Here is a 10,389-nt window from a genome sequence, read left to right on the forward strand (position 1 = left end):
GATGGAGCAGGTTCAGGGTCTGCCGGCAAGCGCCGCGCGGGCGTCGTCGATCGCGTTGTCGACATACTGGCCATAAAAGTCGGCCAGGCGCATGCCGATGATCTCCTCGCCCAGCGCGCGGCCTTCGGCGTCGAGCACGCTCACGGTCGGCGTGAACTTCGCGCCGAGCTCCGTGGCCAGACGGCGATGCGTCGTCGGCTTGCCAGCGAAGTCGGTGAGCGCTGCGTCCGAGTCGATGTCGACCTGCCGGAAGAGCGCTCGCTGCGCGTTGGCCGGGTCCTTGGCCATCGGCACGAGGTAGGTCCGCGCCTCGTCGCAGTAAGTGCAGCCAGCCTGGCTGTAGAGCACGACCATCGGCATCTTCGCCGCGCGCATCGCGGCGCCGTCGCTGGCCAGGTCCGCTGCCTTTGGCAGGCTCGGCTGGGCGGCCGAGAGTGCAATCGGCACGCATGCTAGAATGCCGACCAGACCGCGCACCATAGGTGCCAACCCTGATGCTGCATTGCCGCAAATGTCAGGTGTTGTCCGCATGAAACCATCCTGTCAGGTAAATATCCATCGTGAGCCAAGCGACCCCCGAGCGCATCGTCATTGCTACCCGTGAAAGCCGCCTCGCCCTGTGGCAGGCCGAGCACATCAAGGCCCGGCTCGAGGCATTGTATCCCGGCTGCCAGGTCGAACTTCTGGGCATGACCACCCGTGGCGACCAGATCCTCGACCGTCCGCTCGCCAAGGTTGGCGGCAAGGGCCTGTTCGTCAAGGAGCTCGAGACCGCGCTGCTCGACGGCCGTGCCGACATCGCCGTGCACTCGATGAAGGACGTGCCGATGGAGATGGGCGCCGACTTCGTGCTGCCCTGCATCACCGCGCGCGAAGTGCCGCTCGACGCCTTCGTGTCCAACCGCTACGAGAGCCTGGCCGACATGCCGCCGGGCGCGGTGGTCGGCACGTCCTCGCTGCGCCGCGAGTCGCAGATCCACGCCCAGTATCCCTTCCTCGGCGTGACCAGCCTGCGCGGCAACCTCGACACCCGCCTGCGCAAGCTCGACGAAGGTCAGTACGACGCGATCATCCTCGCCGCCGCAGGCCTGACCCGACTCGGCATGGGCGGGCGCATCCGCTCGGTGATGCCGGCCGAGGTCTCGCTGCCGGCCGCCGGACAGGGCGCACTCGGCATCGAATGCCTTGCTGCGCGAACCGACGTCATCGGCTGGCTGCAGCCCCTGGTCGACGCCGACACCACCGCGTGCGTGCTCGCCGAGCGTGCCGTCGCGCGTGCCTTGGCCGGCAGTTGCGAGGTGCCGCTGGGCGCCTATGCGGTGGCTCGCGAAGACCGCCTGTGGCTGCGCGGCTTCGTCGCGCGCCCGGACGGCAGCGAGATCGTGCGCGCCGAGCGCGAGGGTGCGCCGGCCGATGCCGAAGCGCTCGGCCGCGCACTGGCCGACGATCTGCGCGGGCAGGGCGCGGAAGCGATCCTGGCCGACATCGGCTGATGTGGTCGCGCCGGATTCGCCGATGACGGGTCACGACACCGCCACGCTGCCCGTAGCACCCCTGGCGGGGCGGACGCTGGTGGTGATGCGTCCGCGCGAACAGGCCGGCAGCCTGTGCGAGCGCATTCGTGCCGCGGGCGGCGAGGCGCTGCTGTTTCCGGTGATCGCGGTCGGGCCGGCGCTCGATCCGGCGCCGCTGGAATCCCTGATCGAGCGCCTCGATGCGTTCGACCTCGCGTTCTTCGTCAGCCCGAACGCGGCCAATTACGCGATGCAGTTCATCCTGCCGCGACGTGCCTGGCCCGCGACGCTGAAGGTGTCCACCGTCGGCAAGGGCAGCGAGCGCGTGCTGCGCGGCTACGGTTTCGAGCATGTGATTGCGCCTCAGGACGGCTTCGACAGCGAGGCGGTGATCGCGCTGCCGGAATTCGCCTCCGAGGCGGTCGCGGGGCAGCGCGTGCTGATCTTTCGCGGCGACGGCGGGCGCGAATTGCTCGCCGACACCTTGCGCGAACGCGGTGCGAGCGTGGAATATGTCACTTGCTACCGTCGCTTCTGCCCCGATCTCGACCCGGCGCTGCTGCTGCAGCCGGTGGCGCGGGGCGAAGTCGACGGCTTGCTGCTGACGAGCAGCGAAGGTGTACGCAACCTCCGCCATATGCTGGGCGAAGAGGGCTTGGCCACCTTGCTGCCGCTTACCGTGTTCGCTTCGCACCCCCGCATCGTCGCGCAGGCGCGGGCGGCGGGGTTCGATGATGTCGTGGAGACGCCCGCCGGCGATGACGGCCTGATGCAGGCGCTTGTGAATCACTTTGGTTAGAACCGAGGCCATGAAAGAAGAAATTCCCGCCCTGATCCAGCCGCCGCCCACGGCGCAGCATGCGTCCGCGAAAGACGACCAAGGAAGCGTCCGCGAGGACGCGCGCGAGCCTGTCGGTGCCGAGGTGCAGACTGCAGCGCCGACGCCTCCCGCCACCACCGGGGATGCGGGCGAGTCGGGGCGCAGCCCCGCCGCATGGTGGGCGCTGCTGCTCGCCTTGATCGCGATCGGCGGCGCGGGCTGGGCCATCTGGCAGGCGCGGGATACGCGCGTGCAGTCGGTCGAGCTGCGCGAGGAGCTGGCGCGGCGTCTGTCCGAGGGCGAGTCGATCGCGACCGAGGCGCGCGGCATCGTGCGCCAGCAGCAGGAGGTCATCGCCTCGCTGCAGGGCAAGCTCGGGATGCTGGAGTCCAAGGTCGAGACCACCGAAGGTCAGGCCGCAGCACTCGAAGCCCTGTACCAGGAATTTTCGCGCAGCCGCGAGGACGGCGTGATCGCCGAGGTCGAGCAGGCGGTGGCGCTGGCCGCGCAGCAACTGCAGATCGCCGGCAACGTCGAGGCAGCGCTGATCGCGCTGCAGGAAGCCGAGGCGCGGCTCGCCATCCACGACCGCGGCCAGCTTGCTTCGCTGCGCCGCGCGCTGGCGCGCGACATCGACGAGCTTCGGCAACAGCCCGTGCTGGACGTGTCCGGCCTCAGCTTGCGCCTCGAGCGCCTGCTGGAGCGCGCCGATGCACTGCCGCTGGCTTTCGAGGGCCAGTTGCCCGTGGATGCGGCGGTCGGCAGCGAGATGGGGCCCGCGGACAGCGGTGGCCTGGCGGGTTGGATGGCGGGCGTGTGGCGTTTCACTCAGGCGCTGACGGCAGATGTCTGGCACGAAGTGCGCACGCTGGTGCGGGTCGAGCGCCTCGATCAGGATGACCCGGTGCTGCTGGCGCCGGCCCAGAACACTTTCCTGCGCGAGAACCTGAAGATCCGCCTGCTCACGGCACGCCTCGCGCTGCTGGCGCGCGACGGTCGCACCTACGAGGCCGACCTCGCGCAGGCCAAGGCCTGGGTCGAACGTTTCTTCGATCTGCGCGAAGAGCGCGTCCAGGTGGCATTGAACGAACTCACCGAGCTCCACGCCGTCAAGGTGCGCTACGAGCCGCCTGATCTGAGCGAAACCTTCAGCGCGTTGCGCACGGCGCAGGCGCGCAGCGGGCGTCCGCCGCTGCCTGCCGAGCCGGCCCGGCCGGGCACGGTATCGCCTGTCGCGCCAGTCGCCGAGCCGGCCCCGGTGCCCGCAGCTGCGGAGGCTGTGGCCGCCGAGCAGGCACTGCCGGCAAGCCCATCGGCTACCGAAGCGCCGGTCACGGATGAGCCGACGGTCGTGACCCCGGCAACGTCCGGCGCGTCGGCGCCGGCGGCGAGCGAGTGAGGGCCCCGCGATGCGTGCACTGATCTGGCTGATCGGCATCTTCGCGCTCGCCGTGGGCGTGGCGATGATTGCCGGCGTGAATGACGGATACGTTCTGGTCGTGCTGTCGCCCTGGCGGGCCCAGATATCCCTCAACCTCTTCATCGTGATGCTGGTGGCAGGCGTCCTGCTGATCCATCTGTTGCTGCGCGTGCTCACCCGCACGCTCGCCCTGCCATCGCGGGTGGCGCAGTGGCGCGGCCGTCGGCGTCGGGATAAAGCCGACAAGGCGCTGCATGGGGCCATCAATGCGCTCTTCGAGGGGCGCTTTGCACAGTCGCTGAAATCGGCGTCGACGGCTTATACCGCGGCAGAGGGTTCTTCGATGGCGGCGCTGATTGCCGCGCGTGCGGCTCATGGCCTGCAGGACGATACGCGCTACCGCGAGTGGCTCGGTCACGCGGCCGAGCAGGGCGAGGACAGTGAAGTGGCCCGCCTGATGACCGAGGCGGAGCTCGCAATCGAGAGTCGGCAGTTCGATGTGGCCGCGGCGCGTCTTGCGCAATTGCGCGAGGGCGGCCACAAGCACATCGCGATGCTGCGGCTCGAGTCCGAGGTTGCGCTCGCGCTCGGGCGCTGGGAAGAGCTGCTCCACATCCTGCGTCAGTTGCTCAAGCACAAGGCACTCACCCGCGAGCAGGCCGCCCCGGGTCTGCGTCAGGCCCATATCGAGCGCATGAAGCAGCTCGGCGCCGATCGCACGGCGCTGGCGGATTACTGGCAGGCGATTCCTGCCGAGGAACTGCAGGACCGAGGCCTGGTGGAAGGCGTGCTGCCGCTGATGGCGCGCGCCGGTTGCGCGGCACTCGCGCGCGCGCAGACCGAGCGCCTGCTCGACGAGCGCTGGGACAGTGGCCTGGCCCGCCTGTATGCCTACTGCGCGGAATCGGTCGACGAAGCGCGTGCCTGCCTGCACAACGCCGAGTCCTGGCTCGAACGCCAGCCGCGCGATGCCGGGCTGCTGTTCGCGCTCGGGCAGTTGTGCCGGCGCACCGAGCTGTGGGGCAAGGCGCAGAGCTACCTGGAAGCGTCGCTCGGTCTCAAGCCCGAGGTCGACACCCACCTCGCGCTTGCCCACCTGTTCGACACGCTCGAGCGCCGGGACGACGCGCAGCGTCACTATCGTGCCGCGGCCGAGCGGGTGGCGGGCGGCGCGGTCTGATCCGCGCCGGTTGCCTGCAATCAGCGCGACATGGGCTCAGGCCCAGTCGCGCGGCTTGAGGTAGTTGTCGTACAGATTGGCCTCGGCGGAGCCGGGCTCCGGGTGCCAGTCGTAGCGCCATTTGGCGATCGGCGGCATCGACATCAGGATCGATTCGGTGCGCCCACCCGACTGCAGCCCGAACAGCGTGCCGCGGTCGAACACCAGGTTGAATTCCACATAGCGGCCACGGCGATAGGCTTGGAAATCGCGCTCGCGCTCGCCGTAGGGCATGTCCTTGCGGCGCTCGATGATTGGCAGGTATGCCTCGACGAAGGCCTCGCCGACCGAGCGGGTTAGCCCGAACGCGGTGTCGAAGTCGGTGCTGCCGTCGGCGCCGAGGTCGTCGAAGAACAGCCCGCCCACGCCGCGCGGCTCGTTGCGATGCTTGAGGAAGAAGTAGCGGTCGCACCAGTCCTTGAGCCGGGCGTACTCGGCTTCGCCGCCGAAAGGCACTACGGCGTTGCGGCATGTGCGGTGGAAGTGGCGGACATCCTCTTCGATGGGGTAGTAGGGCGTGAGGTCCATGCCGCCGCCGAACCACCACACCGGCGCCTTGCCGTCAGCGAGCGCGACGAAGCAGCGCACGTTCATGTGCACCGTGGGGCAGTGGGGATTGCGCGGATGCAGCACCAGCGACACGCCCATGGCTTCGAAGCGGCGTCCGGCGAGCTCCGGGCGGTGCGCGGTGGCCGAGGCGGGCATGCCGTCGCCCATCACATGCGAAAAATTGACCCCGCCGCGCTCGAAGAATTTGCCGTCCTCGATGACGCGCGTGAGCCCGCCGCCGCCGCCCGGTCTATCCCAGCCGTCGCTGCGAAAAGCCTGGCCGTCGAAGGCTTCGAGGCGCTCGACGATGCCCTGTTGCAGCCCGGTGAACCAGGGCTTTACGGTGCGCGGATCCATTCAGGTCTTGCGCCCGATCGCGCGGTGGCCGATGTCGCGGCGGTACTGGCGACCCTCGAAGACGATGCCGTCGGCGACCTCGTAGGCACGCTTCTGCGCGCTGCGCACGTTGTCACCGAGCGCGGTCACGCACAGCACGCGGCCGCCCGCGGTGACGATCCGGCCGTCCTTTGCGGTGGTGCCGGCGTGAAAGACGTGGACGTCGTCCTGCTCGCCGGTCGGCAGGCCGGTGATGACGTCACCCTTGCGCGGGTTCTCGGGGTAGCCGGCTGCGGCCAGCACCACGCCGAGCGCGAAGCGGCGGTCCCATTCGGCTTCGGTCTGGTCGAGCTTGCCGGCGATTGCGGCCTCGATCAGGTCGGCGAGATCGGTCTTGAGCCGCATCATGATCGGCTGTGTTTCGGGGTCGCCCATGCGGCAGTTGAACTCCACCACGCGCGGCTTGCCCTCGCCGTCGATCATCAGGCCGGCGTAGAGGAAGCCGGTGTAGGGCAGGCCATCCGCAGCCATGCCGGAGAGCGTCGGGTTGATGACCTCCCGCATCACGCGTGCGTGCACGTCGGGAGTGACCACCGGGGCGGGCGAGTAGGCGCCCATGCCGCCGGTGTTGGGCCCCTGGTCTCCATCCTGCAGGCGCTTGTGGTCCTGGCTGGTGGCGAGCGCGAGCGCGTTCTTGCCGTCGGCCATGACGATGAAGCTGGCTTCCTCGCCTTCCATGAACTCCTCGATCACCACGCGCGCGCCCGCATCACCCATGCGGTTGTCGAGCAGCATCATGTCGATCGCGGCATGTGCCTCGTCGGCCGTCATCGCCACCACCACGCCCTTGCCCGCGGCCAGGCCGTCGGCCTTGATCACGATCGGCGCGCCTTCCGCGTCGATGTAGGCGTGCGCCGCTGCCGCATCCGAGAACGTGCGGTACTTCGCGGTCGGGATGTTGTGGCGGACGAGGAACTGCTTGGCGAAGTCCTTGGAGCTTTCGAGCTGGGCCGCCGCCTTGGTCGGCCCGAAGATCGGCAGCCCGGCGGCGCGGAAGGCATCGACCACGCCCGCGGCCAGCGGCGCCTCGGGGCCGACCACGGTGAAGGCGACCTGCTCGCGCTTGGCCAGTTCGACCAGCACCGCGATGTCGGTGATCGGGGCGTTCTGCAGCAGCTTTTCGGCAGCGGTGCCGGGGTTGCCCGGCGCGACCAGCACGCGGGTGACCTTGGGCGACTGGGCGAGTTTCCAGGCCAGCGCGTGTTCGCGGCCGCCGGAACCGATGACGAGGACTTTCATGTGCTGCTCCGAATCTCTGCTTGGGTGGTGGTTCTTAGTGGCGGAAATGCCGGAAGCCGGTGAACACCATGGCGATGTTCTGTTCGTTGGCTGCCGCGATCACCTCTTCGTCGCGCATCGAGCCGCCCGGCTGGATCACTGCGGTGGCGCCGGCCTGGGCGAGCACGTCGAGGCCGTCGCGGAACGGGAAGAAGGCGTCCGAGGCGACCACGCAGCCGGCGATCTGCAGGCCAGCGTTCTCGGCCTTGATCTTCGCGATGCGCGCGGAATCGACCCGGCTCATCTGGCCGGCGCCGACGCCGACGGTCATGCCGTCCTTGCAGTAGACGATGGCGTTGGACTTGACGTACTTGGCCACGCGCCAGGCGAACAGCATGTCACGCATCTCGGCTTCCGTCGGTGCGCGCCGGGTAACGACCTTGAGGTCGGCAATCTGGATGCGGGCCTCGTCGGCGCTCTGCACCAGCAGGCCGCCGCCGACGCGCTTGTAGTCGAAGGCGCTGGCGGGCTGGCCGAGCGGGCAGGTGAGCACACGTACGTTCTTCTTGCCGGCGAGCAGCTCGAGCGCGTCGGCGGTGTAGGAGGGGGCGATCAGTACCTCGAGGAACTGCGCAGACACGGCCTCGGCCGCGGCGCGGTCCACCTCGGCGTTGAAGGCGATGATGCCGCCGAAGGCGGAGGTCGGGTCGGTGGAGAAGGCCTTCTTGTAGGCCTCGAGCGGGCTGGCCGCGACCGCAACGCCGCAGGGGTTGGCGTGCTTGACGATGACGCAGGCGGGCGCCGAGCCGTCGAAAGCCTTGACGCATTCCCACGCCGCGTCGGCGTCGGCGATGTTGTTGTACGACAGCTCCTTGCCCTGGAGCTGGCTGTAGCCTGACACACCGCCCTCTGCTGCGCCGGGCTGGCGGTAGAAGGCTGCGGTCTGGTGCGGGTTCTCGCCGTAGCGCAGGTCCTGCACCTTGTCGAAGGCCAGCTGCAGGCGCTCGGGGTAGGTCTGCAGCGACACGTCGCCGGCCTCGTTGGTGACGAGCGCCGTGAGATAGTTGGAGATCGCCGAATCGTAGCGCGCGGTGTGGGTGAAGGCCTTCACCGCGAGCGCGAAGCGGGTCTTGTGGCTGAGCTTGCCGGCGTTGGACTTGAGCTCGTCGATGATGCAGGCGTAGTCCTCGGGGTCGGTGACGATGCCGACGCCGCCCTGTTCGTTGCCGTGGTTCTTGGCCGCGGCGCGCACCATGGTGGGGCCGCCGATGTCGATGTTCTCGATCGCGTCTTCGAGCGAGCAGTCGGGCTTGGCCACGGTCTGCTGGAAGGGGTAGAGGTTCACCACCACCAGGTCGATGCGGCCGATGTCGTGCGCGGCGATCGTGTCCATGTGCTCGGAAAGGTCGCGACGGGCGAGGATGCCGCCATGCACCTTGGGGTGCAGGGTCTTGACGCGACCATCGAGCATCTCGGGGAAGCCAGTGTGCTCGGACACGTCAGTGACCGCGAGACCGGCTTCGCGCAGCAGGCTGGCGGTGCCGCCGGTCGACAGCAGCTTGATGCCGAGGGCGGAGAGCTCGCGGGCGAAGTCGAGCACACCGCGTTTGTCGGAGACACTGATCAGGGCTTGGGAGACGTTCATCGTTGTGGGCCGGTGGTGAAGGTCGGAATGAGGGGAGTCGTCGTGGAACACGGTTTCTCGAGACGGTATCGGGCGGTGCGCGGTTTTCGGTGCGGCCGCAGGCGTCGTCTATAGCAGTTCGTAGTCGGTGAGCTTGCGCCGCAGCGTGTTGCGGTTGATGCCGAGCATGTCGGCCGCCACCGTCTGGTTACCATTGGCGCGCTGGAGCACGAACTCGAGCATCGGGCGCTCGACGTTGCGGATCACCATGTCGTGGATGGCGGCCGGCCTTTCGCCGTCGAGGTCGCGGAAGTACTGGTCCAGCGTGCGGACGACGGCGTCCGCGATCTCGTTGCTGCGACTGGTCATGCTGCGAGTTCCTGCGCGTATTCGGTGGGTGCGTCCGCGTCTGCGTCCATCTCGTAGCGCAGGCGGGCGTCGGCCTCGGCGAGCTGGCCGAAGAAGTCGTCGACGGCGGCGAGCTGGGCGGGGATGTCGGGGATCTGGTTCATCGTGCGGCGGAACGCGGCCGAGCCAACCAGTCCCTTGGTGTACCAGGAGATGTGCTTGCGCGCGATCTTGACGCCACGATCGTCGCCATAGAAGGCGTAGAGATCGGCCAGGTGCTCGCGGCAGACCTGCTGGATCTCGCTCACCAGCGGCGGCGGCAACAGCTCGCCGGTGGCGAGGAAGTGCTCGATCTCGCGGAAAATCCACGGCCGGCCCTGCGCGGCGCGGCCGATCATGACGCCGTCGGCGCCGGTGTAATCGAGCACGTATTTGGCTTTTTGCGGGCTGCCGATGTCGCCGTTGGCGATCACCGGGATCTTCACCAGTGTCTTGACGTGGGCGATGGTGTCGTACTCGGCTTCGCCCATGTACTGGTCGGCGCGGGTGCGGCCGTGGATGGCGATCGCGCGGATGCCGGATTCTTCGGCGATGCGGGCGATCATGGGGGCGTTCTTGTTGGCGCGGTTCCAGCCGGTGCGGAACTTGAGCGTGACCGGGGTGTTCGGCACCGCCTTGACCACGGCTTCGAGGATGCGCGCGACCAGCGGCTCGTCCTGCATCAGCGCCGAGCCGGCCATCACGTTGCACACCTTCTTGGCCGGGCAGCCCATGTTGATGTCGATGATCTGCGCGCCGTTGTCGGCATTGTATTTGGCGGCTTCGGCCATCATCGCGGGGTCGGCGCCGGCGATCTGCACCGAGATCGGGTCGACCTCGCCGGTGTGGTCGGCGCGGCGGCGGGTTTTTTCGCTGCCGTAAAGGAGCGAGTTGGAGGTGACCATCTCGGACACGGCGACGCCTGCGCCCAGCTTTTTGCAGAGCTGGCGGAAGGGGCGGTCCGTCACGCCGGCCATCGGGGCGACGAAAAGGTTGTTGCGCAGGGTGAAGCCGGCAAACTGCATGGTGTGATGGGCAAGCGGAAACGCGGCATTTTACCCTATCGACCCTGCGTGTGCGCTTGTTGGGGCGGGCGAGCAACACGCTGGCGGTGGGAGGTTCCTCGGAGCTGGCCGGTCGTCATGCAGCTGAGGGGGCGCGTGGCGCGTGGCGTTTTGCGCGTTGAGGGGGGTGGTGGCGAGGGCGCGGGGCCGAGGTGTGGTGCGGGGTCGCGGGGGCCGG

Annotated in this window: 10 protein-coding genes; 4 read left to right on the forward strand and 6 right to left on the reverse strand. The window is 68.6% G+C overall.

The window, feature by feature from the left end:
* Positions 1 to 12: 12 nt before the first annotated feature.
* Positions 13 to 447, reverse strand: a complete 435-nt coding sequence (locus RBT54_RS05770) for a hypothetical protein (protein WP_320365046.1) — start codon at positions 445 to 447, stop codon at positions 13 to 15.
* A 113-nt stretch (positions 448 to 560) separates the two neighbouring features.
* Here RBT54_RS05770 and hemC point away from each other — a divergent pair, with 113 nt between their 5' ends.
* From hemC to RBT54_RS05790, 4 genes are all read left to right on the forward strand, one after another.
* Positions 561 to 1,493, forward strand: coding sequence for a hydroxymethylbilane synthase (gene hemC / locus RBT54_RS05775; protein ID WP_320365047.1), 933 nt, complete (start codon positions 561 to 563; stop codon positions 1,491 to 1,493).
* Positions 1,494 to 1,578: 85 nt separating this feature from the next.
* A complete protein-coding gene (locus tag RBT54_RS05780; RefSeq protein ID WP_320365076.1) occupies positions 1,579 to 2,313 on the forward strand; it encodes a uroporphyrinogen-III synthase in 735 nt (244 codons plus the stop codon).
* Positions 2,314 to 2,323: 10 nt separating this feature from the next.
* Complete coding sequence (locus RBT54_RS05785; RefSeq protein WP_320365049.1) at positions 2,324 to 3,733, forward strand: uroporphyrinogen-III C-methyltransferase; 1,410 nt, start codon at positions 2,324 to 2,326, stop codon at positions 3,731 to 3,733.
* A gap of 10 nt (positions 3,734 to 3,743) precedes the next feature.
* Entirely contained in the window at positions 3,744 to 4,934 is a 1,191-nt protein-coding gene (locus tag RBT54_RS05790) for a heme biosynthesis HemY N-terminal domain-containing protein (RefSeq protein ID WP_320365051.1), read from the forward strand.
* A gap of 36 nt (positions 4,935 to 4,970) precedes the next feature.
* Here the strand turns inward: RBT54_RS05790 and hemF are convergent, their stop codons facing one another.
* The 5 genes from hemF to dusB all read right to left on the reverse strand — a co-directional run bounded on the left by hemF (position 4,971) and on the right by dusB (position 10,172).
* The gene (gene hemF, locus RBT54_RS05795) at positions 4,971 to 5,879 is read right to left on the reverse strand and encodes an oxygen-dependent coproporphyrinogen oxidase (RefSeq protein WP_320365053.1); all 909 of its coding nucleotides are present in this window, start codon (positions 5,877 to 5,879) and stop codon (positions 4,971 to 4,973) included.
* Complete coding sequence (purD, locus tag RBT54_RS05800) at positions 5,880 to 7,157, reverse strand: phosphoribosylamine--glycine ligase (protein ID WP_320365055.1); 1,278 nt, start codon at positions 7,155 to 7,157, stop codon at positions 5,880 to 5,882.
* Positions 7,158 to 7,191: 34 nt separating this feature from the next.
* Positions 7,192 to 8,781: a bifunctional phosphoribosylaminoimidazolecarboxamide formyltransferase/IMP cyclohydrolase gene (gene purH / locus RBT54_RS05805; RefSeq protein ID WP_320365057.1), complete on the reverse strand. Its 1,590-nt coding sequence runs from the start codon at positions 8,779 to 8,781 to the stop codon at positions 7,192 to 7,194.
* Positions 8,782 to 8,889: 108 nt separating this feature from the next.
* The gene (locus RBT54_RS05810; protein ID WP_297358536.1) at positions 8,890 to 9,129 is read right to left on the reverse strand and encodes a helix-turn-helix domain-containing protein; all 240 of its coding nucleotides are present in this window, start codon (positions 9,127 to 9,129) and stop codon (positions 8,890 to 8,892) included.
* Positions 9,126 to 10,172 (reverse strand): tRNA dihydrouridine synthase DusB, encoded by a 1,047-nt coding sequence (dusB, locus tag RBT54_RS05815; RefSeq protein ID WP_320365061.1) that lies wholly within the window; start codon positions 10,170 to 10,172, stop codon positions 9,126 to 9,128. The genes RBT54_RS05810 and dusB overlap by 4 nt, the downstream gene beginning before the upstream one ends.
* Positions 10,173 to 10,389 lie beyond the last annotated feature (217 nt).

This window comes from Thauera sp., assembly GCF_034003485.1.
Taxonomy (GTDB): domain Bacteria; phylum Pseudomonadota; class Gammaproteobacteria; order Burkholderiales; family Rhodocyclaceae; genus Thauera.